The sequence below is a fragment of the Mycobacterium lehmannii genome, from assembly GCF_001499925.1.
GTDB lineage: Bacteria > Actinomycetota > Actinomycetes > Mycobacteriales > Mycobacteriaceae > Mycobacterium > Mycobacterium lehmannii.
The window spans coordinates 1-20838 of sequence record NZ_LQIR01000002.1 but is presented as its reverse complement, the minus strand read 5'-3'; the positions used below and the strand labels follow the sequence as shown (position 1 = coordinate 20838).

Annotated in this window: 19 protein-coding genes and 1 pseudogene; 11 read left to right on the top strand and 9 right to left on the bottom strand. The window is 68.5% G+C overall.

Translation table 11 applies throughout. The annotated features are described in order from the left end of the window. Nucleotides 1-8: 8 nt before the first annotated feature. Together AU192_RS02895 and sdhC are read right to left on the bottom strand one after the other, a co-directional pair. Complete coding sequence (locus AU192_RS02895; RefSeq protein ID WP_064394320.1) at nt 9-428, bottom strand: succinate dehydrogenase hydrophobic membrane anchor subunit; 420 nt, start codon at nt 426-428, stop codon at nt 9-11. Between the two features lie 68 nt (nt 429-496). Continuing rightward, entirely contained in the window at nt 497-931 is a 435-nt protein-coding gene (gene sdhC / locus AU192_RS02890; RefSeq protein ID WP_082693738.1) for a succinate dehydrogenase, cytochrome b556 subunit, read from the bottom strand. 259 nt (nt 932-1190) lie between these two features. Here sdhC and AU192_RS02885 point away from each other — a divergent pair, with 259 nt between their 5' ends. The 3 genes from AU192_RS02885 to AU192_RS02875 are packed head-to-tail and all read left to right on the top strand — an operon-like array spanning nt 1191 to nt 4016. Further along, the gene (locus AU192_RS02885) at nt 1191-1613 is read left to right on the top strand and encodes a cytidine deaminase (protein ID WP_064394227.1); all 423 of its coding nucleotides are present in this window, start codon (nt 1191-1193) and stop codon (nt 1611-1613) included. Continuing rightward, nucleotides 1610-2917, top strand: coding sequence for a thymidine phosphorylase (locus tag AU192_RS02880; protein ID WP_064394226.1), 1308 nt, complete (start codon nt 1610-1612; stop codon nt 2915-2917). Before AU192_RS02885 ends, AU192_RS02880 begins: the two co-directional genes overlap by 4 nt. A 13-nt stretch (nt 2918-2930) precedes the next feature. After that, nucleotides 2931-4016 carry an adenosine deaminase gene (locus AU192_RS02875; protein WP_064394225.1) on the top strand — a complete coding sequence of 362 codons (1086 nt, stop codon included), beginning with the start codon at nt 2931-2933 and terminating at the stop codon, nt 4014-4016. A 96-nt stretch (nt 4017-4112) separates the two neighbouring features. On the opposite strand, the gene satS is transcribed toward AU192_RS02875, so the two are convergent. Genes satS through AU192_RS02860 form a run of 3 tightly spaced genes read right to left on the bottom strand, consistent with a single transcriptional unit; the run spans nt 4113 to nt 6815 of the window. Continuing rightward, nucleotides 4113-5372 (bottom strand): protein export chaperone SatS, encoded by a 1260-nt coding sequence (gene satS / locus AU192_RS02870; protein ID WP_064394224.1) that lies wholly within the window; start codon nt 5370-5372, stop codon nt 4113-4115. 49 nt (nt 5373-5421) lie between these two features. After that, entirely contained in the window at nt 5422-6522 is a 1101-nt protein-coding gene (locus tag AU192_RS02865) for a C40 family peptidase (protein WP_064394223.1), read from the bottom strand. Between the two features lie 2 nt (nt 6523-6524). Continuing rightward, entirely contained in the window at nt 6525-6815 is a 291-nt protein-coding gene (locus AU192_RS02860; RefSeq protein ID WP_064394222.1) for a type VII secretion target, read from the bottom strand. Between the two features lie 50 nt (nt 6816-6865). Here AU192_RS02860 and upp point away from each other — a divergent pair, with 50 nt between their 5' ends. Continuing rightward, a complete protein-coding gene (gene upp / locus AU192_RS02855; RefSeq protein WP_064394221.1) occupies nt 6866-7489 on the top strand; it encodes a uracil phosphoribosyltransferase in 624 nt (207 codons plus the stop codon). Nucleotides 7490-7499: 10 nt separating this feature from the next. Here the strand turns inward: upp and AU192_RS02850 are convergent, their stop codons facing one another. Both AU192_RS02850 and AU192_RS02845 read right to left on the bottom strand, forming a co-directional pair. Then, a complete protein-coding gene (locus tag AU192_RS02850; RefSeq protein ID WP_064394220.1) occupies nt 7500-9128 on the bottom strand; it encodes a phospho-sugar mutase in 1629 nt (542 codons plus the stop codon). A 49-nt stretch (nt 9129-9177) separates the two neighbouring features. After that, nucleotides 9178-9972, bottom strand: a complete 795-nt coding sequence (locus AU192_RS02845) for a purine-nucleoside phosphorylase (protein WP_064394219.1) — start codon at nt 9970-9972, stop codon at nt 9178-9180. A 56-nt stretch (nt 9973-10028) separates the two neighbouring features. Here AU192_RS02845 and AU192_RS02840 point away from each other — a divergent pair, with 56 nt between their 5' ends. From AU192_RS02840 to AU192_RS02830, 3 genes are all read left to right on the top strand, one after another. Then, nucleotides 10029-11210 (top strand): M20 family metallopeptidase, encoded by a 1182-nt coding sequence (locus AU192_RS02840; RefSeq protein ID WP_064394218.1) that lies wholly within the window; start codon nt 10029-10031, stop codon nt 11208-11210. Beyond that, on the top strand, nt 11207-12379 hold the full coding sequence (locus AU192_RS02835; protein ID WP_064394217.1) for an amidohydrolase: 1173 nt from the start codon (nt 11207-11209) through the stop codon (nt 12377-12379). The genes AU192_RS02840 and AU192_RS02835 overlap by 4 nt, the downstream gene beginning before the upstream one ends. A 153-nt stretch (nt 12380-12532) precedes the next feature. Then, on the top strand, nt 12533-13420 hold the full coding sequence (locus AU192_RS02830; RefSeq protein WP_064394216.1) for a DUF559 domain-containing protein: 888 nt from the start codon (nt 12533-12535) through the stop codon (nt 13418-13420). A gap of 67 nt (nt 13421-13487) precedes the next feature. Here the strand turns inward: AU192_RS02830 and AU192_RS02825 are convergent, their stop codons facing one another. Next, nucleotides 13488-13961 (bottom strand): gamma-glutamylcyclotransferase family protein, encoded by a 474-nt coding sequence (locus AU192_RS02825; RefSeq protein WP_064394215.1) that lies wholly within the window; start codon nt 13959-13961, stop codon nt 13488-13490. 65 nt (nt 13962-14026) lie between these two features. Between AU192_RS02825 and AU192_RS02820 the strand changes: the two genes are divergently transcribed. From AU192_RS02820 to AU192_RS02810, 3 genes are read left to right on the top strand one after another with little or no spacing between them, the layout of a single operon-like run. Continuing rightward, the gene (locus AU192_RS02820) at nt 14027-15442 is read left to right on the top strand and encodes an NAD(P)H-quinone dehydrogenase (RefSeq protein WP_064394214.1); all 1416 of its coding nucleotides are present in this window, start codon (nt 14027-14029) and stop codon (nt 15440-15442) included. A gap of 55 nt (nt 15443-15497) precedes the next feature. Beyond that, the gene (locus tag AU192_RS02815; RefSeq protein ID WP_064394213.1) at nt 15498-17237 is read left to right on the top strand and encodes a glycerol-3-phosphate dehydrogenase/oxidase; all 1740 of its coding nucleotides are present in this window, start codon (nt 15498-15500) and stop codon (nt 17235-17237) included. Between the two features lie 10 nt (nt 17238-17247). Further along, on the top strand, nt 17248-18105 hold the full coding sequence (locus AU192_RS02810; protein WP_242656891.1) for a pseudouridine synthase: 858 nt from the start codon (nt 17248-17250) through the stop codon (nt 18103-18105). 1 nt (nt 18106) lies between these two features. Here the strand turns inward: AU192_RS02810 and AU192_RS02805 are convergent, their stop codons facing one another. After that, a complete protein-coding gene (locus AU192_RS02805) occupies nt 18107-20020 on the bottom strand; it encodes a glycoside hydrolase family 2 protein (protein ID WP_064394319.1) in 1914 nt (637 codons plus the stop codon). 638 nt (nt 20021-20658) lie between these two features. On the opposite strand from AU192_RS02805, the pseudogene AU192_RS02800 reads away from it, so the two are divergent. Continuing rightward, nucleotides 20659-20838, top strand: a pseudogene (locus tag AU192_RS02800) (RNA-binding protein); the annotation flags it as partial.

Here is a 20838-nt window from a genome sequence, read left to right as displayed (position 1 = left end):
GCTCACCCTCATGAGATGTTCGCGTCGAAGGTCACCAGCACGTAGCTGCCCAGCACCAGGGTGAATCCGGTCGCCAGCAGCAACAGCGAGTTCAGCCAGAATTTCGTGGTGTTCTTGCGCGCGTAGTCACCGATAATCGTGCGCAGCCCGTTGGCTCCGTGCAGCTGGGCCAGCCACAGCAGCGCCATGTCCCAGATCTGCCAGAACGGCGACGCCCAGCGTTCGGCGACGTAGTTGAAGTCGATGCGATAGACCCCGTCCTCCCACATCAGCATCACGAACAGGTGGCCGAGCGCCAGAAAGACCAGCGCGACACCCGAGAACCGCATGAACAGCCACGCGTATTTCTCGAAGTAGGGGATGCCGCGCGGACGCCGAGGTGCCCGCGGGTGGTCCAGGCCGGCCGGCCTGTCGTGCTCCTTCTGCATCACCGGGGCGATGCGGCCCTCGCGGTGGTGCGGCGTCCAGGCTCCCGCGGGCCCGCCGGCTGGCGCGCTCACAGGAACCGCTCGGCCATGTGCATGCCGATGATGCCGAGGGACGGGATGAAGATCGCCAGGAAGACGCCGACCACGATCCACAGCATCACCCGCTGATAGCGCGCGCCGTGCTGCCAGAAGTCGATGAGGATCACCCGGATGCCGTTGAGGGCGTGGTAGAGCACGGCGACGACGAGCCCGATCTCCATCAGCCCGATCAGCGGCGTCTTGTAGGTCTCGATGACCTCGTTATAGGCCTGCGGGCTGACCCGCACCAGCGCCGTGTCGAGCACGTGCACGAACAGGAAGAAGAAGATCGTCGCACCGGTGATGCGGTGCAGGACCCAGGACCACATCCCGGGATCGCCGCGGTAGAGGGTTCGTCTGCGCGACGGTCGCGATCGTGGAGCCGCGGAGGATCCCGGCGGTCCCCCGGAAATCTGAGTACTCATCTGGCCTCCAACGCCTTCGGTGGACGATTGGGCTTCGGAGCTGCACCGGGCGGCAGGCTTCTTCCTGGCGGTCGGTTCCGGTTCGTGCACTTCACCCAAACCTCGGGGCGACTCTAAACCCAGTTGTACTGCTAAACGAACTACGGTTTAGCCGTCGATGTCTTGAAAAACGCCGAAGTTAGGGTTGCCTATACCGATTCCCGGCTCCGCGGAGGGGACATCGGAATGCATTCAGAACCGGCCTGGCGAGGGTGGGACGATGTCGGAGATCAACTGGAATATGTTGCGCCACAGGGCAACTGAAGTTTCCAGGGCAGCTTACGCGCCATATTCGGGGTTTGCGGTCGGCGCGGCCGCCCTGGTCGACGACGGGCGGGTGGCGACTGGTTGCAATGTGGAAAATGTCTCATATGGCCTTGGTCTCTGTGCGGAGTGCGCGGTGGTCTGCGACCTGCATTCGGGCGGTGGCGGGCGACTGATCGCGCTGTCGTGCGTGGACGCGGCGGGGGAGCTGCTCATGCCGTGCGGCCGGTGCCGTCAGGTGCTGCTCGAGCACGGCGGGCCGGGGATGCTGATCGACCATCCGAACGGACCGCGCCCGCTGGCCGACCTGCTTCCCGACGCGTTCGGCCCGCAGGACCTGGCTCGCCGCGATCGGCCGCGGGATGGGGAAACTCCGTGACGCAGTTCACATTTGATGCACCGACGGTGATCCGGACCAAGCGTGACGGTGGGGTGCTCTCGGACGCGGCGATCGACTGGGTGATCGACGCCTACACCCATGGCCGCGTGGCCGACGAGCAGATGTCGGCGTTGCTGATGGCGATTTTTCTGCGCGGTATGACGGCAGCCGAGATCGCCCGTTGGACGGCGGCGATGGTCGACTCCGGCGAGCGGATGGACTTCAGCGATCTCCGTCGTGGCGGAAGGCCTCTGGCGTTGGTGGACAAGCACTCCACCGGCGGTGTCGGAGACAAGACCACCATCCCGCTGGTGCCCGTCGTGATGGCTTGCGGCGGCGCGGTGCCCCAGGCCGCCGGACGAGGCCTCGGGCATACCGGCGGCACGCTCGACAAGCTGGAGTCCATTGCCGGGTTCACCGCTGAGATCTCCAAACACCAGATCCGCCAACAGCTTTGCGACTTGGGCGCCGCGATCTTCGCCGCCGGTGAACTGGCCCCCGCCGACCGCAAGATATATGCGCTGCGCGACATCACGGCGACCACGGAGTCGCTGCCGTTGATCGCGAGTTCGGTGATGAGCAAGAAGATCGCGGAGGGCGCCAACGCATTGGTGCTCGACACCAAGGTCGGTTCTGGTGCCTTCCTGAAGACGGAGGAGGAGTCGCGGGAGTTGGCCCGCACGATGGTCGAACTGGGCACCGCGCACGGCCTGACCACCCGGGCGGTGCTGACCGATATGTCCACACCGCTGGGCTGCGCCATCGGCAATGCCGTGGAGGTGGCCGAATCGCTGGAGGTGCTCGCCGGTGGCGGTCCGCCCGACGTGGTCGAGCTCACGGTCACCCTGGCCGCCGAGATGCTCGATGCCGCGGGCCTCGACGGTGTCGACCCGGCCCAGACCCTTGCGGACGGCTCGGCGATGGACCGGTTCCGCGATCTCGTCGCCGCGCAGGGCGGTGATCTGGGCCAGGACCTGCACGTCGGTCCTCACGCCGAAACCATCACGGCGCCGCGCGATGGCAGGATGGAGAGCATCGACGCGATGGCGGTGGGTCTGGCGGTGTGGCGGCTCGGAGCGGGCCGCTCCGCTCCTGGTGAGCGGGTCCAGCCGGGCGCGGGGATGTACATCCACCGGCGGGTGGGCGAACCGGTGAGCGCCGGGGAGCCGCTGTTCACGCTGTACACCGAGACCCCCGACCGTTTCGAGGGGGCGATCGCCGAACTGGACGGCGGCTGGGCCGTCGGCGACGCCGCACCGCCGGCGCGTCCGCTGATCATCGACCGAATCACGAGCGGAGACTGAACCGGAGACCGACATGACGACGCTTTCGCTGGACTCGATCAGACAAGCGCCCAAGGCGCTGCTGCACGACCACCTGGACGGCGGGTTGCGGCCCGCGACCGTCCTCGAGCTGGCCGAGGCGACGGGTTACGACGACCTTCCGGCCACCGATGTCGACGAGCTGGCGACGTTTTTCCGCACCGCCGCACACAGCGGATCGCTGGTGCGCTATCTGGAGCCGTTCGCTCACACCGTCGGCGTCATGCAGACACCCGAGGCGCTGCACCGGGTGGCCTACGAATGCGTCGAGGACCTCGCCGCCGACAACGTGGTTTACGCCGAGGTCCGCTTCGCGCCGGAACTGCACATCGACGGCGGACTGTCGCTGGACGCCGTCGTCGACGCGGTGATGGCCGGGTTCGCCGACGGTGAGAAGGCCGCCAGCGCCGAAGGGCGGACCATCACCGTGCGGTGTCTGGTGACCGCGATGCGGCACGCGGCGCGCTCGCTCGAGATCGCCGAACTGGCGGTCCGGTTCCGCGACAAGGGCGTTGTCGGTTTCGACATCGCGGGCGCAGAAGCGGGCCATCCGCCCACCCGGCATCTCGACGCGTTCGAGTACATGCGAGGCAACAACGCGCGCTTCACCATTCACGCGGGGGAGGCCTTCGGTCTGCCGTCGATCCACGAGGCGATCGCCTACTGCGGCGCCGACCGCCTCGGCCACGGCGTTCGGATCGTCGATGACATCACCGTCGCACCCGACGGCACCGCGCAACTGGGCCGGCTCGCGGCACTGCTGCGCGACAAGCGGATTCCGTTCGAGATGTGCCCCTCGTCCAACGTGCAGACCGGGGCGGTGGCCAGCATCGCCGAGCATCCGTTCGACCTGTTGGCCCGGCTGCGCTTCCGCGTCACCGTCAACACCGACAACAGGCTGATGAGCGATACGACGATGAGCCAGGAGATGCTGCGCCTGGTGGAGACTTTCGGCTACGGCTGGAGCGATCTGCAGCGGTTCACGATCAACGCGATGAAGTCGGCGTTCGTCTCGTTCGACGAGCGACTGTCGATCATCGACGACGTCATCAAGCCGCGCTACGCCGTCCTGATCGGCTGACCTCCGCTAGGCAACCCCCCGCGAGCGGCCGTGTTTGCCCGTCGACACGCCGCGTGCGCGTGACAGTTTGCGGTCGCTCGCGGTCGACGAGTGACCCTATTCGGGACGCAGCCGCGACTCGACGAACGCCTCCAACGCCTCCCACTGTTCGACGGCCTTGGCGTACGGCGGGCTCGGTGCCCGGACGGTGTCGGGTTCCAGGACGTGCGCGATCAGCCTTCCGAGCGGCTGGTCCGGATCGAGGGTCTGATCGACGGTCGTGTCTTCCGAGTAGTCGCCGACGTCGCGGAGCAGTTCGACAGCTAGCTCCAATTGGTCGCGGTCCAGCGCATCGGGTCCGTCCGCGAGGTCGTCGACGATGCCCGTCAACACGTAGACGTTGTCGTCGGTGATCTCGACCTGCAGCGAGCCGTCGGTGGCGGCCGTGCGGATGTCGTCGTAGGTGGCAAGACCGGACAGGTCGTGGTCGTGTTCGTCGGCCAGGTAACGCGCCAGCGCCCGCTCGGAGCCGAACACGCTGATGCGCCCGTTTCGGCCGAGGAAGACCGGCTGATCGTCGAGGTAGCAGCGCAGCGTGTAGTAGGTACCCGCGCTCGTCATCAACCGGACCGGGTCGATGCCGACCTTGAGCCAGAAGTCCTCGTCGCTGCCCAGCACCTGGCTCTGCGCCTGAGAGCTCAGGGCGTCGGACTCGTCCGCATCCTCCTCGGTGCCCTCGGACACCCCGTCGACCAGCTCGTCCTCTTCGGGTTCCGGCGCCGGCTCGGCCAGCTCGGCTTCGGCCTTCTGCGAGGCGGTGGTGTCGACGTCGGGCGTCGTGATCACCTCGTCGAGTGCGTCGACGACGTTGTCCCAGGCCCGCGCGATGACCGCCTCGATCTCGCCCCATCGCTTACGTCCGCTGCGGCCGGAGAAGGCTTCGATCCCGCCACCGAGTGTGCCCAGCACTGGATTGCCGTTGAAAAACCTTGTGACGACCGGGAGTTCGCACACCGAGCCGAGCGACGAGACGATCACAAGTGTGCGGTGCAGCTGCCGAACCGCCTCTTCGCTGACCTTTTCCGCGACGATCTCCGGCACGCCGATGACGTCGTACTGGTGCTCCTCGGCCGGATCCAGGCGGTGGGCGTTGGCCTCGGTGATCTTGGTCCATGCGGGGTGATCGGCCAGGTCGTTGTCCTTGTCGGTCCGGACGAACGCGACGAGGTCGGCGACGGACTCGAACCCGTACAGATCCTCGTCCTTGCCGAGGAAGGCCTCCCACTCGTCGCCGCCATCACGCCAGCGTGGAGCCCATAACGTGTACAGGTCGCCCTTGGTCAAGCCGAGCCGGATCGCCACGATGTCAGCAGCCATGGCGGACAGCCTAACGATCGAAACCTGGGGCGAAGCTGGCACAGTGCCCTCACGCCGTCGGGCGCCAGAACCCCTGGAAGCCCTGCCCGGCGTTGGAGGTCCGGATCGGCGACAGCTTCACCGGGTCGCCGGCCTCGATCATCTGGCCGTTGCCGACCACCATCGCCACGTGCCCGTCCCACACCGCGAGGTCACCGGGCCGCAGGCTCCCCGCCGCGACCGGGGCACCGACGTCCTGTTCCTGCGCCAACCGTGGCAGGGCCAAACCGGCTTCGGAGTAGGCCCACTGCGTCAAGCCGCTGCAGTCCAGGCCGACGCCCGGCGTGGTGCCGCCCCAGTCGTACGGCACTCCCAACTGTGTCAGGGCGTACCTGACGGCGCTCGCCGCCGTCGCGTTCGGTGCGGTCGCCGTGCTGCCGTCGGGCAACCGCACCGCCACACCGTCACCGAAGGTTGCCGCGTCCGGTGTCGGAGCCTGCGGCCGGGTCAGCTCCGCGACGTCGCGCATCAGCGAGCCCAGGCCCGCCGAGTTCGCACCGGAGCCGGCTCCGAGACCGCCAGCGCCAGCACCCAGCCCTCCGGCACCGATCGGCAGTCCCGCGCCACCACCGCCGAAACCCGACGGCGCGGTCGGTGCCGGCCCGGCAGCTGGCGTCGACGGTGCAGTGGGAAGACCTGCGGCATACCCGTCCAGCTCGGCGCGCAATTCCTCGACGACCGCCAGGGCCTCTTCTAATGATCGCCGGGCCTCGGCGACCAGCTCCTCCGCCACACCCGGCGAGTCGAGGAACGGCTCGAGCGCGGCCGCCCGCGCCTCGAAGGTGTCCACGATGTCGCTCAGGCGCTCACGAGCGCGCGCCACCGCGGCGTCGGCCGCCTCAGCCGCCGTGCCGAGCCGCCCCACCCGCTGCGCGAGCTCGTCGGTTTGTGCAACGGCGGCGGTGAATACGCCCGCGGCCGCATCAGCACCCGCGCCCGCCCAGTGCTGCGCCGCGCGACCCCACGCCTGGCCGACTGACGCCGACACCTCCCGCAGGGCGTTGTGCACATCGCGCAGCGCGGTCGTGAGCTCGGCACCCGAGCCCGATCCGACCAGCGACTGGACATCTCGCAGGGGCGCCGCCAGCCCAGCGACCAACGCATTGGGCATCGTCAGACGCCGAGGACCCTGGCGCCCGCGCGGTCGTCGGCGTCGTCATAGGCGAGCGCCGTCCGGTGTGCGGCCTCACCGCTCGCCGACGCGTGATCGCGCAGCGAAGCCACCATGCGGGCCTCACGCTCGACGGCGTCGGCCAGCGCCGCGAGGAACGGCCGGCCGACGGGTCCGAATGCAGCAGCAGATGAGGTGAGGGCGGCGAGCTTCGAGGCGATGGCGGACAGTTCGTCGGCATGCGCGGCGGTGGTCGCGGCCAATGCTCGGACCGCGTCGGTGTCAGCGTGCATATGGAGTAGGACGCGGCGCGGCGGCCCTCGGTTCCCGCTATGGTCGCCCCATGGATGTGCGCGTGGTCGATCACCCGCTGGCGGCCGCACGACTGACCACTCTGCGCGACGAGAACACCGACAACGCCGCCTTCCGGGCGGCACTGCGCGATCTCACGCTGATGCTGGTGTACGAGGCCACCCGCGACGCCGCGGTCGAAACCGTCCCGGTGCGCACCCCGCTCACCGAGACGACCGGCTGCCGGCTGGCCAATCCGCCGTTGCTCGTGCCGGTGTTACGCGCCGGCCTCGGCATGGTGGACCAGGCCCACGCGCTGATACCCGAGGCGCGGGTCGGCTTCGTCGGTGTGGCGCGCAACGAGGAAACCCATCAGCCGACACCGTATTTGGAGTCTCTGCCCGAGGATTTGAGCACACAGCCGGTGATCGTGCTGGACCCGATGCTCGCGACGGGCGGATCGATGGTGCACACCGTCGAATTGCTGTATTCGCGCGGGGCCGTTGACGTCACGGCGGTCTGCGTCGTCGTGGCCCCCGAAGGTCTTGCCGCACTGGAGAAGGCGGCTCCGAACGTCCGGCTGGTCACCGCGACCATCGACGAATGCCTCAACGACATCGCCTACATTGTCCCGGGTCTCGGCGACGCGGGGGACCGCCAGTTCGGTCCGCGTTAGTGCCTGGCGGTCACCAACGCGCGGCGACCTCGCGCAGCTCGTCCTGCAGGCGTCGTGCGCGCTCCTGGGCCCCGCCCAGATCGTTGACGTCGCTACAGCGAACCTCGATGTAGGACTTGACTTTCGGCTCGGTGCCGGAGGGACGCACGACGATGCGCACCGAGACGTCGTCGTCGCCTCCGGACATGACCAATGCGTCGGTGCCATCCTCGGGCAGCAGGTCGGTGACGGCCACGTCGTATCCGGCGATGCTCTCGGGTGGTGTCTCCCGCAGACGTTTCATCACCTCGGCGGCCTCGTGGGTGTCCTCGACGGTTCGTGACACCGCGGTGGTGGTGTGCACACCGTGGCGGCGGGCCAGGTCCTCGAGTGCATCGAGCAGTGTGTGCCCGCGGTCGCGCAGCGCGACGATCAGATCGCAGATCAACACCGCCGCGCTGATGCCGTCCTTGTCCCGGACCGCGGACGGATCGACACAGTGCCCGATCGCTTCTTCATAGGCGTACACCAGCGTGCTGCCGGGCAGGTCGACGTCGGCTCGGGAGAGCCACTTGAAGCCGGTGGGTGTCTCGACGTGCTGTGCTCCGTGCTCACGCGCGATCGCCGAGAGCATGCGCGACGACACCAGGGTGCTGGCCACGACCGTCGTCTCCATGACCGGTCCCGGCTCGATCTGCGAGAGGATGTAATCGCCGAGCAGCCAACCCGTTTCGTCGCCGGAGAGCATCCGCCACCCATCGGACGTGGGAACGCCGACCGCACATCGGTCGGCGTCGGGGTCCAGTGCTATTGCGACTTCTGCGTCGACGTCGCCGGCCAATCTCAGGACCGCTTCGACCGCCTCGGGTTCTTCGGGGTTGGCCGTGGAGACGGTGGGGAAGTCGGGGTCGGGTGCGAACTGCTCGTCGACGACGTGCACGTCGGGCAGTTCGGCGCGCACGAACGCGTCGAGCGCAAACTCCCCGCCCACCCCGTGCAGCGGGGTGAACGCGATGCGGACCGCGCCGTGGGTGTGCCGGACATTCGCGGCGCGTTCGACATAGCGCTGTACTTCGTCGACGCCGCCGGGAGTGACCTCCTGCCGGGGGATCTCGTCGGCGTGCGGCGCCTCGGCCATGGCCGCCTCGATCTCGCGGTCGGTTGGCGAGTTGATCGGGAAGCCGCCACCGAAGAACACCTTGAAGCCGTTGTCGGACGGCGGATTGTGCGAGGCGGTGATCTGGATACCCGCCGCCGCGGGGCGATGGCGCACGGCGAACGCGAGTGTCGGGGTTGGCACGGCGGTGAAGAACAAGGTCACGGGAAAGCCCTGCGCGGCAAGCACTTCAGCGGCAGCCAGCGCGAAGTCGTCGGACCCGTGCCGGGCGTCGCGGCCCACGATCACGTCCTGGCCGGCCAGGCCCCGGTCCTTGAGCACCTTGGCCACAGCCCAGCTGGCCCGCAGCACGACGGCGAGGTTCATCCCGCCGGGGCCACCGCGCAACGGCCCGCGCAGACCGGCGGTGCCGAACGTCAAGGGGTGTGCGAACAGCTGCTCGAGCTCTTCATCGGAACACTCCGAGAGCTCGGCGGCGGTCTTGGGATCCGGGTCATGGGAGATCCACTCCTGCGCAGTACTTGTGGCCGGCGACGCAGTCATGCGGTTAGTGTGCCCAATTTCACGGCCGCATATTCCGGCGACTTCGACCTCAGAGCCGGGCGATGACCGCGGCGAGCAGGGTGCCCATCCGCGTCGCCGACTGACGGCCGGCCTCCAGCACCTCTTCATGATTGAGCGGCAGCCCCGTCATGCCCGCCGCGAGGTTCGTCACCAGCGAGACTCCCAGCACCTGCGCGCCGGCTTCGCGGGCGGCGATGGTCTCGTGCACGGTCGACATCCCGACGAGGTCGGCGCCCACGATGCGCAGCATCCGGATCTCGGCGGGCGTCTCGTACTGCGGCCCCGGCAGGCCGGCGTAGACGCCGTCGACCAGCGTCGGGTCGATCTCCCTGGCGAGCTCGCGCAGGCGCGGGGCGTACGCGTCGACCATGTTGACGAACCGAGCGCCCACCAGCGGCGAGCGTCCGGTCAGGTTGAGGTGGTCGCCGATCAGAACCGGCTGTCCGACGGTGAAGTCCTCGCGCAGCCCACCCGCGGCGTTGGTCAACACGATCGTGTGCACTCCGGAAGCGCAGGCGGCGCGGACCGGATGCACGACGTGGCGCAGGTCGTGGCCCTCGTAGGGGTGGATGCGGCCCACGAAGACCAGCACTCGGTGATCGGCGATGCGCATCGACAACACCTGGCCACCGTGTCCCTCGGCCGTCGGTGGCGCGAACCCCGGCAACTCCGCGACCGGAACCACGGCGACCGGATCGCCCAGCCGTTCCACCGCAGGCGCCCAGCCCGAACCGAGCACGACGGCGACGTCGTGGCGGTCGACGCCGGTGCGCTCGGCCAGCGCTACGGCCGATTCGACGGCCACTGCCTGGGCATCGGTCACAGTGGGCGAGCTTATCTGTCGGACCCGGCGCCCGGCCGCAGTGAGATACTGCCAAGATGCCAGCACCCACCGCGTCGGACGTCGTTGAGGACGCCGCCCGCCGACGCCGTGACGACCTGGTCGAACTTTCGCATTCCATCCACGCCGAGCCGGAACTCGCGTTCGCCGAACACCGCAGCTGCGCCAAGACCCAGACGCTGGTCGCCGAATACGGATTCGAGGTGACACGGGCGCCCGCGGGGCTCGAGACGGCGTTTCGCGCCGAATACGGCAGCGGGCCGCTCGTCATCGGCGTCTGCGCCGAGTACGACGCGCTGCCCGGTATCGGGCACGCCTGTGGGCACAACATCATTGCGGCCTCAGCCGTCGGCGCCGCCCTGGCCTTGGCCGACGTGGCCGACCGGCTGGGATTGACGGTGGTGCTTCTCGGCACGCCTGCCGAGGAGGCGGGCGGCGGGAAGGTGCTGATGCTGAACGCAGGCACGTTCGACGACGTCGCCGCCTCGGTGATGCTGCACCCCGGTCCGCTCGACATCGCGGCCGCGCGGTCGCTGGCACTGTCGCAGGTCGCGGTCCGGTACGAGGGCAGGGAAGCCCATGCCGCCGTGGCGCCGTACCTCGGCGTCAACGCCGCCGACGCGATCACAGTCGCGCAGGTGGCGATCGGGCTGCTGCGCCAGCAGATGGCGCCGGGCCAGATGGCGCACGGCATCGTCACCGACGGCGGCCAGGCCACCAACGTCATCCCGGCACGCGCCGAGATGCAGTACACGATGCGGGCCAACGACGCGACGTCGCTGCGCGACCTCGAACAGCGGATGGCGAACTGCTTCCTGGCCGGGGCGGTGGCCACCGGTTGCGGCCACGACGTCGCCGAGACCGAACCCAGCTACCACGAACTGACCCCGGACACCTGGCTGGCCGAGACGTTCCGCGCTGAGATGCAGCGGATGGGCCGCGACCCGGTTTCCCCGGAACTGGAGGCGGCGTTGCCGCTGGGCAGCACCGATATGGGCAACGTCACGCAGGTGATGCCCGGAATCCACCCCATCGTCGGCATCGACGCGGGCGGTGCGTCGGTGCACCAGCCCGCGTTCACCGAGGCCGCGGCGAGCCCGAGCGCCGACAAGGCGGTCGTCGAGGGCGCGGTCATGCTGGCCCGCACGGTTGTGCGGTTGGCCGAGACGCCCCGCGAACGCGACCGGGTGCTGGAACTGCAAGCGAGGCGGGCGTCGTGAGCGTGCTGCCCCACGCCGCCGCCCGGTGGCTGTCGGCCCACTTCGACGACCTCGTGGAGTGGCGCCGCCACATTCACATGCATCCGGAGTTGGGGCGCCAGGAGTTCGCCACCACGCAGTTCGTCGCATCGCGGCTGGCCGACGCGGGCCTGAACCCGAAGGTACTGCCCGGCGGCACCGGCCTGACGTGCGACTTCGGGCCCGAGCACGGGCCGCGGATCGCTTTGCGTGCCGATATGGACGCGCTGCCGATGGCCGACCGGACCGGCGCGGCGTACGCGTCGCTGGTTCCGGGCGTATCGCACGCCTGCGGGCACGATGCGCACACCGCGATCCTGCTGGGCGCCGCGCTGGCGCTGGCGTCGGTGCCCGAACTCCCCGTCGGGGTGCGGCTGATCTTCCAGGCCGCCGAGGAGCTGATGCCGGGCGGCGCGATCGACGCGATCGCCGCGGGCGCGCTGTCGGGTGTGTCGCGGATCTTCGCGTTGCACTGTGACCCGCGGCTGGCGGTCGGAAAGGTGGCGATGCGGCCCGGGCCGATCACGTCGGCCGCCGATCAGCTCGAGGTGACGTTGCATTCGCCCGGTGGCCACACCTCGCGACCGCATCTCACCGGCGATCTCGTTTACGGGCTCGGCACGTTGATCACCGGGGTGCCTGGCGTGTTGTCGCGTCGCATCGATCCGCGCAACAGCACCGTGATGGTGTGGGGTGCGGTGAACGCGGGCGTCGCCGCCAACGCAATCCCGCAGACCGGAACGCTGGCCGGCACCATCCGGACCGCGAGCCGCGACACCTGGGAAACACTCGAAGACATTGTGCGGGAGATCATTTCGTCTTTGTTGGCGCCGCTACACATCGAGTACACGGTGCAGTACCGTCGCGGTGTGCCGCCGGTGGTCAACGAGGAGATCTCGACGCGCATCCTCACCCACGCGATCGAGGCGATCGGACCCGACGTGCTGGCCGACACCCGGCAGTCCGGTGGCGGCGAGGACTTCTCGTGGTACCTGGAGGAAGTGCCCGGCGCCATGGCCCGGCTGGGTGTGTGGACCGGCCGCGGACCTCAGTTGGATTTGCATCAGCCGACGTTCGACCTCGACGAGAGGGCGCTCGCGGTTGGGGTGCGGGTGCTCGTCAACATCATCGACCACGCCGCCGCGTTCTAATTTCCGCGAGCGACCGTGTCTGCCCCGCGACACGCCGCTATGAGCGGACAGTAAGCGGTCGCTCGCGGCGGTTGATCGTCCCCAAAGCGCGCTTCATCCACATTCGCGTGCGACACCCGCGGCCGATGAGCGTTCGTCGTTGACGATCGGCGGGTGAACCCAGAGTTGCTGCGACTCTTCAGCGCCCAGGCAGGACTGGCGTCCAGCGGCCAGATTCTGCAACACATGACCAGACGGCGTTTCGAGAAAGCGCTCGAAACCGGCCCACTGCAACGACTTTGGCCGGGCGTCTACTGCCTGGACGAACCCGACGACATGTTGCGGTTGCGGGGACTGGACTTCCGCTGCGGAAGGCCGGTCGCCGCGTGCCTTCACACGGCCGCGGCGTTGTATGGCTTCGATACCGAGGAGCCACGCGATCTGCATGTGCTCAGCCCGCCGGGCTCACGGTTGCGGTCGAGCGACGGCTTGGTCGTTCATCGTCGTGAGGGTGCGCCGTTGACCGTCGTCGACGGCAGACCGGCAACCGCGCCGGCGTGGACCGCCGTGGAAGTGGCCCGCTCACAACGCCGACCCAGGGCGCTGGCCACCTTGGACGCGGCTCTGCGCAGCGGCACCTGCAATCGGACCGAGTTGTGGCGCGCCGCGGTCGCCCAGGCGGGGCGGCGCGGCATCGTCGCCGTGCGGGAATTGGTCGCCCTGGCCGACGCGCGTTCGGAGTCGCCGATGGAGAGCGAGGCGCGGCTGGCGATGATCGACGGTGGCCTGCCGACACCCGAGCTGCAGTACGAGGTCGTCGACGGTAACGGCGAGCTTCCGCGCCTGGACTTCGCGTGGCCCGACGTGCACGTGGCCGTCGAGTACGACGGCGTCGACTGGCACAGCGGCCCCGAGGCCATGCGGCGTGACCGCAGGCGGAGTGCAGCGCTGCTCGATGTCGGCTGGACGGTCATTGCGATCGTTTTCGACGACGTCCGTCAGCGTCCGCAGGAGTTCGTCGACCGCATCGACAGGCAGCTTCGGCGCGCTCGCGCGGCGTGAGCGACCGTAGATTGTCGTGATGTGGCGGCGTGTCGGGGGACAAACACGGTCGCTCGCGGCACAGGGGCTAGGAGCCCGGGCCGATGTTGAGTGCGGGTCGGGTCCGCAGGTGGTGGACGTACTCGGCTGGCGCGCCTGCAATTTCGGCGGCGTCGGCCATCACGCCGAGATAGCGCGCCGACGGCAAACCACCCTCCCACGCGTCCACCACGTACAGCCAGGCGAGCACGGGCTCGAAGTCGGTGTCCGACGAGATCCGATGCACCCGGCAACGGATCTTCTTGTGGAAACCGAGTTCCGAGCCTTCCCAGCGATCCAGGTTGGACTCGTCGTCCTTGGTCATGTCGTAGAGCACGACGAAGACCTTCGACGTCGGATCCTCGACGACGGTGGCGAGCGCACCCTCCCAGCCGATGTCCGCCCCGCCGAACGTCAGACGCCAGCCGTACAGCCAGCCCGTTCCCGCCATCGGAGAATGAGGTGCGCGCTGCAACATCTGCTCCGGATGCATGTTCGATCCATAAGCGGCATAGAGCGGCACCAGGAAAGACTAAGGGTTCGCGCGCCGCGCGGGCGATCAACCTCCCGCTTCGTTAGGTTGGGGACGTGGCAACCCGCATCGTGATCATCGGCGGCGGGCCCGCCGGCTATGAGGCCGCACTGGTCGCCGCGGCCCGTGGACCCGAAGTTGCCGAGGTCACCGTCATCGACTCCGACGGCATCGGCGGCGCCTGCGTGCTGTGGGATTGCGTCCCGTCCAAGACATTCATCGCGTCCACCGGTGTGCGCACCGAACTGCGTCGGGCCCCCGACCTCGGGTATGCGCTGGAGTTCTCCGATGCCGAGATCGCGCTGTCCAAGCTCAACGAGCGGGTCAAGACGCTGGCCGCCGCGCAGTCGGCCGACATCGCCGAACGGCTGCGCAGCGACGGCGTCACGCTGATCGCCGGTCGCGGTGAACTGGTCGACGACATGGCGGGGATGGCGACCCACACGGTCAAGGTGACCGAGCACGACGGCACCGTCAGCACGATCAAGGCTGACGTCGTGCTGATCGCCACCGGCGCCAGCCCCCGCGTGCTGCCCGGCGCCGAACCCGACGGCGAACGCATCCTCAACTGGCGCCAGCTCTACGACCTCGACGAGCTGCCCGAGCACCTCGTCGTCGTCGGCTCCGGTGTCACCGGCGCGGAGTTCGTCAACGCCTACACCGAACTCGGGGTCAAGGTGACGGTGGTCGCGAGCCGCGACCAGATCCTGCCGCACGAGGACTCCGACGCCGCCGCCGTGCTCGAGGACGCTTTGAGCGACCGCGGTGTGACGTTGGTCAAGAACGCGCGGGCCCAGTCGGTCACGCGCAACGGCTCCGGTGTGCTGGTCACGATGACCGACGGGCGCACCGTGGAGGGCAGCCACGCGTTGATGACGGTCGGGTCGGTGCCCAACACCAGCGGCCTTGGCCTCGAACGGGTGGGCATCGAGCTCGGTGATGGTGACTATCTGAAGGTCGACCGGGTGTCGCGCACCGGGGTGCCCGGCATTTACGCCGCCGGTGACTGCACGGGCCTGATGCTGCTGGCCTCGGTGGCCGCCATGCAGGGCCGCATCGCGATGTACCACGTGCTGGGCGAGGGGCTCGAACCGATCCGGTTGCGGACGGTAGCCGCGGCGGTGTTCACCAGGCCCGAGATCGCCGCGGTGGGGGTGCCGCAGTCCAGGATCGACGACGGTTCGGTGGCCGCGCGAACGATCACGCTGCCGCTCAACACGAACGCCCGCGCCAAGATGTCGAGCCTGCGTCGGGGTTTCGTCAAGATCTTCTGCCGCCCGGCGACCGGAGTGGTGATCGGCGGTGTGGTGGTTGCGCCGATCGCATCGGAGCTGATCATGCCGATCGCGCTGGCCGTGCAGAACGGCAACGACGTCGAGGATCTGGCGCAGACGTTCTCGGTCTACCCGTCGCTGTCGGGGTCGATCACCGAAGCGGGCCGCCGCCTGATGGCGCACGACGATCTGGACTGAGTCCACGTAGCCTGGACGGGGCGAGCGTACCCACGAGTAACTAGGAGCCAATCCGGTGAGTGACCCGATCCCGGCGAACGGGCAGACGCTTCTGGGTCCCCAGCAGCGGGCCGAGGCCTGGGAGCGGCTCGGCAGCGAGCAGTTCGATGTCGTCGTGATCGGCGGGGGAGTCGTCGGGGCGGGTGCAGCACTGGATGCGGCCACGCGCGGTCTGAAGGTCGCGCTCGTCGAGGCGCGCGACTTCGCGTCGGGCACCTCGAGCCGGTCGTCGAAGATGTTCCACGGCGGGCTGCGTTATCTCGAGCAGTTGGAGTTCGGGTTGGTGCGCGAGGCATTGCACGAACGCGAACTGTCGCTGACGACGTTGGCACCGCATCTGGTCAAACCGCTGCCGTTTCTGTTTCCGCTGACCAATCGGTGGTGGGAGCGTCCGTACGTCGCGGCGGGCATCTTCCTCTACGACCAACTGGGCGGCGCGAAATCGGTCCCGGCGCAGAAGCATCTGACGAAGTCCGGAGCGCTGCGGCTGGCACCGGGGCTCAAGCGGTCGTCGTTGATCGGCGGCATCCGGTATTACGACACGGTGGTCGACGACGCACGCCACACGATGACCGTGGCGCGCACGGCCGCGCACTACGGCGCCGTGGTGCGGACCTCGACGCAGGTGGTTGCGTTGCTGCGGGAGGGTGACCGCGTCACCGGCGTGGAGGTCCGCGACTCCGAGAACGGCGCCGTGACCGAGGTGCACGGGCACGTCGTCGTGAACGCCACCGGCGTGTGGACCGACGAGATCCAGGCATTGTCCAAGCAGCGTGGGCGATTTCGGGTGCGCGCCTCCAAGGGCGTGCACATCGTGGTGCCGCGCGACCGGATCGTCAGCGAGGTGGCGATCATTCTGCGCACCGAGAAGTCGGTGCTGTTCGTGATTCCGTGGGGCACGCACTGGATCATCGGGACCACCGACACCGACTGGAATCTGGACCTGGCGCACCCCGCGGCCACCAAGGTCGACATCGACTACCTCCTCGAAACCGTCAACACGGTGTTGGCGACGCCGCTGTCCCACGACGACATCGACGGCGTTTACGCCGGGCTGCGGCCGCTGCTGGCCGGCGAGAGCGAGGAGACCTCGAAGCTGTCGCGCGAGCATGCCGTCGCGGTGCCCGCCCCGGGATTGGTCGCGATCGCCGGCGGCAAGTACACGACCTATCGGGTGATGGGTGAGGACGCCATCGACGCTGCGGCCGAGTACATCCCGGCGCGGGTGGCGCGCTCGATCACCGAGAAGGTCCCCCTGATGGGCGCCGACGGCTACTTCGCGCTGATCAACCAGACCCAAAGCGTCGGAAAGCATTACGACTTGCATCCGTACCGCGTGCGCCACCTGCTGGACCGGTACGGCTCGCTGATCGGCGAGGTGCTGCAGATGGCCGAGGGCAATCCAGAATTGCTGACCCCCATCACCGAGGCGCCGGTCTACCTGAAGGTCGAGGCCTTCTACGCCGCGGCCGCCGAGGGCGCGTTGCATCTGGAGGACATCCTGGCCCGGCGGATGCGGATCTCGATCGAGTACCCGCATCGCGGCGTGGACTGCGCGCGAGAGGTCGCCGAAGTGGTTGCGCCAGTGCTGGGTTGGAGCGACGAGGACATCGACCGCGAGGTCAACACCTACCTGGCGCGGGTGGATGCGGAGATTCGCTCGCAGCAGGAACCCGACGACGAGTGCGCCGATGAGTTACGGGCGGCGGCGCCGGAGGCGCGCGCCGAGATCCTCGAACCCGTTCCGCTCAATTGAGGCGCAGGCATTGAGGCGCCCGGCGCCGCTGCCCGTGCGCGACGGGTTGGGGCCGGCACGGGTGCGGCTGCGTGGCGGCGCGGTCCTGGTCGAGTTGGCCGACCGGTTCGGTGAGGCGGCCGCGGCAAAAGTGCTTGCGGGGGAGGTGGTGACCGCCGACGGCGACGTCGTGACCGCGGGGACCGTATTGCCGCCCGGTGCGTTCGTGTACCTGTACCGCGAACTGCGCGACGAGGTTCCGGTGCCGTTCGACATCCCCGTCTTGCACCGCGACGACGACATCGTGGTGGTCGACAAACCGCACTTCCTGGCGACGATGCCGCGCGGTCGCCACGTTGCGCAGACGGCGCTGGTGCGGTTGCGCCGCGAACTGGAGTTGCCGGAGTTGTCGCCGGCGCACCGCCTGGACCGGTTGACCGCCGGCGTGCTGCTGTTCACGACGCGGCGTGAGGTGCGCGCGGTATATCAGACCATGTTCGCGCGCGGTGAGGTGCGCAAGACGTATCTGGCACGGGCCGGAATCGATCCGGCGCTCGAGTTTCCGATGACGGTGCGAAGCCGAATCGTCAAGCGGCGCGGGCAACTACAAGCGGTGGAGGAGCCGGGCGAACCGAACGCCGAGTCGGTGATCGAGCATCTCGGCGATGGGCTGTACCGGCTGACACCGCGGACCGGGCGCACGCATCAGCTCCGGGTGCACATGGCCTCGCTGGGCCTGCCGATCGTCAACGATCCGCTGTACCCGGCGGTGACCGACGTCGCACCGGACGACTTCTCGCGCCCGCTGAAGCTTCTCGCGCAACGCCTCGAGTTCACCGACCCGCTCAGCGGACGTCAATGCGACTTCGTCAGCACCCGGACCTTGTGACTCAGCGACGCTCGACCGGCTCGTCGACCTTTGCCCCCGCGGCGATCACGGCGCGGTTGCGTTCGGCGACCGTCCGCAGCGACATCTTGACCAGCCAGCGGTCGTAGGTCATGTACCCGTTGACCTCGTTCTCGACGTCGGTGGTCTGGGTATAAATGGCGCCGGACAGGCCGCCCTTTCGGACCTCGTCCTCGAGGTCGCGGCTCACCTGGACGTAGCGCTCGGTCAATCGCGCTCGGCTGTCGGTCATTTCGTAGGCCTGCGGCTTGCCCGGCCAGCGATTGCCGTGGGGGATCAGCCCCAGCCCGCCATACTCGCCGTTCACCACCACCCGGTGCTCGAGCGGTATCGGACGGTTGCCGAGCATCGTGCGCTCGTCGCGCGGGGTGGCCGGGTTGTCGTGCAGGACCGGGCGGCCGGGGCCGACGTAGGTGTGGTCGTCGTAGACGTCGCCGGCCCTGCTGTCGGGCCGCGACTTGCAGCAGTTGACCCCGCTGTTGGCGTTCACCATCCGGGTCGGGTCGGCCGCCTTGGCCACACCCGCGATCCGCGCGGTGTCGAACTCGCCCCACCCTTCGTTGAACGGGACCCAGCCGACGATCGAAGTGACGCTTCGTAACTGATCGATCATCTCGACGAGTTCGCGCTCGAAGTTGGCCTTCGCCGCAGGCGACGGCTCCGGTGCGGGACCGACCGGGACGTCGAGGGACACGTCCAGTGACGGCATGTCCTGCCACACCAGCAGCCCGAGCTTGTCCGTCCAGTAGTACCAGCGCGCCGGTTCGACCTTTGCGTGCTTGCGCACGAAGTTCATGCCGAGCGCCTTGGTTCGTTCGAGGTCGAACTTCAGCGCGTCGTCGGTGGGAGCGGTGAAGATGCCGTCGGGCCAGTAACCCTGGTCCAGCGGGCCGTGCAGGAACGTGATCTTGTCGTTCAACGCGATTCGCGGACGGCCCTGCGGGTCTCTGACCGTGCTGATGGTGCGCAGACCGCCGTAGCTGGCGACCTCGTCGACGACCTTGCCTTCGGGCGTGACCAGCCGCACCTGCAGGTCGTAGAGGTACGGGTCGTCCGGTGTCCACAGGCGTGGGTCCGGAACCTGCACGCGCACCGGCTTGCCCGGTTCCCCGTAGTTGCGGGCCAACGTCGGACCGTCGGGCGCCGACACGATCACCTCGGCGCGTTCGTCGGTCGTCCCCGTGGAGCGCGTTGTGACGGTGAAACCCTCCAAATCGGCTGTAACGTCGAGCTTCTCAACGTGGGCGGCGCGTACGGGTTCCATCCACACCGTCTGCCAGATGCCGGACGCGCCGGTGTAGAAGAGACCCTCGGGATCGTTGCGCTGCTTGCCGACGGCGAAGGGTGCGGCTTCGTTGCGGTCCTCGGCGCGCACGGCGATCTCCTGGGTGCCCGACCAGCGCAGCGCGTCGGTGATGTCGGCGCTGAACGCGGTGAACCCGCCTTCGTGGTGGGCGACACGCTTGTTGTTGACCCACACCGTCGCGGTCTGGTCGACCGCGCCGAAGTGCAGCAGTACCCGCTGTCCGCGCCAGGTGCCCGGCACCTGAAAGTTCTTGCGGTACCACATCTGGTCGTCGTGACGCTTGATCCCCGACAGCGCCGACTCCGTGGGGTAGGGAACCAGGATCTTCTCGTCGAACTCCTTGGCCGACGGCGGCGTCGTCACCGCGGTGTCCTGCGAGCGCCCGGTGTAGGCCCAGACCCCGTTCAGGTTCAGCCAGCGCGCCCGCGCCATCTGCGGACGGGGGTATTCCGGCAGGGCGTTGTTGGGTCCGACGAGATGCGTCCACGGTGTCGACAGCGGCGGGCTCTGCCGCTGCCACGCCTCGGCCGCGTTCGCCGGGGCCGCGCAGATCGCGAAACCCGCCGCCAAGGCCAGCGGTACGGCCGCCATCCGGCTGAGTATCTTGCGCACACGGTGCCGGTTGTTCGACAGCTCGGTGTTCACGGCCACGACTGCTAGTCCCCCCTGCTGGAAACCATCGACGGAAATGCGGTTCGGGTGCTGCGCACCGGACGCCATAGCAAACCTAGTCAGGCGCAGGCCGCGAGGAATCAGGTGTTTCCCTATGCTTTGCATCGGCATGGACGAACCACCCGGTTCGTGCAGGCATCGCGCACCAATCGTGGAAACGATCAAGCTCGCGTGAGTGCGTGAGAGTTGGTGTGCCACACCATAAATGCAAAGTCAAGACGCGCGTCTAGCCTAGCATCGATCTATCGTCGGTGCCACGGGTCGCGCGGCTGTGCGCGCCTTCCGGACCGAGTGTGTCTCGCCGCTGCGCCGAGGCCGGACGATGCGACGGAGCAAATGGTGACTAGGTGAGCTAGATGTACGGCTGGTGATCCTGTTCGGAGCCGGATGCGGCCACCATACAGGAAGGAATGGTTCGGGCATCGCAGTAGACATCGAAGACGCTGAGGGGTTCGTTACGGCGACTCGCCGATCGCGCATTCGGCCCCCTGACGCGTGCGTCACTGCCACAATCGGGTCGGGCGACGGCGCTTGGCACGTCGCCGGAGGGAGGAGATGTGCGCAAGGTAGTGCTGTGCGCTGCTGCGGCCTTGTTCGCCGGGGGATTGGTGACGGTGAACCCGCCGAGCGCCGAGGCGACGCTCTGCGGTTCGGTCGGCGGCAGGTTCGTCGACGTGACCGGCTGCGCGGACCCGCTTTCGTATCTCAACGAGTTGCCGCCACCGCCTCCTCCGCCA

Excerpts from the sequence above, each read along its gene's own strand:
- AU192_RS02895 (WP_064394320.1), bottom strand. The coding sequence starts at position 428 with ATGCAGAAGGAGCACGACAGGCCGGCCGGCCTGGACCACCCGCGGGCA.
- sdhC (WP_082693738.1), bottom strand. The coding sequence starts at position 931 with ATGAGTACTCAGATTTCCGGGGGACCGCCGGGATCCTCCGCGGCTCCA.
- AU192_RS02885 (WP_064394227.1), top strand. The coding sequence starts at position 1,191 with ATGTCGGAGATCAACTGGAATATGTTGCGCCACAGGGCAACTGAAGTT.
- AU192_RS02875 (WP_064394225.1), top strand. The coding sequence starts at position 2,931 with ATGACGACGCTTTCGCTGGACTCGATCAGACAAGCGCCCAAGGCGCTG.
- satS (WP_064394224.1), bottom strand. The coding sequence starts at position 5,372 with ATGGCTGCTGACATCGTGGCGATCCGGCTCGGCTTGACCAAGGGCGAC.
- AU192_RS02865 (WP_064394223.1), bottom strand. The coding sequence starts at position 6,522 with ATGCCCAATGCGTTGGTCGCTGGGCTGGCGGCGCCCCTGCGAGATGTC.
- AU192_RS02860 (WP_064394222.1), bottom strand. The coding sequence starts at position 6,815 with ATGCACGCTGACACCGACGCGGTCCGAGCATTGGCCGCGACCACCGCC.
- upp (WP_064394221.1), top strand. The coding sequence starts at position 6,866 with ATGGATGTGCGCGTGGTCGATCACCCGCTGGCGGCCGCACGACTGACC.
- AU192_RS02850 (WP_064394220.1), bottom strand. The coding sequence starts at position 9,128 with ATGACTGCGTCGCCGGCCACAAGTACTGCGCAGGAGTGGATCTCCCAT.
- AU192_RS02840 (WP_064394218.1), top strand. The coding sequence starts at position 10,029 with ATGCCAGCACCCACCGCGTCGGACGTCGTTGAGGACGCCGCCCGCCGA.
- AU192_RS02805 (WP_064394319.1), bottom strand. The coding sequence starts at position 20,020 with ATGGCGGCCGTACCGCTGGCCTTGGCGGCGGGTTTCGCGATCTGCGCG.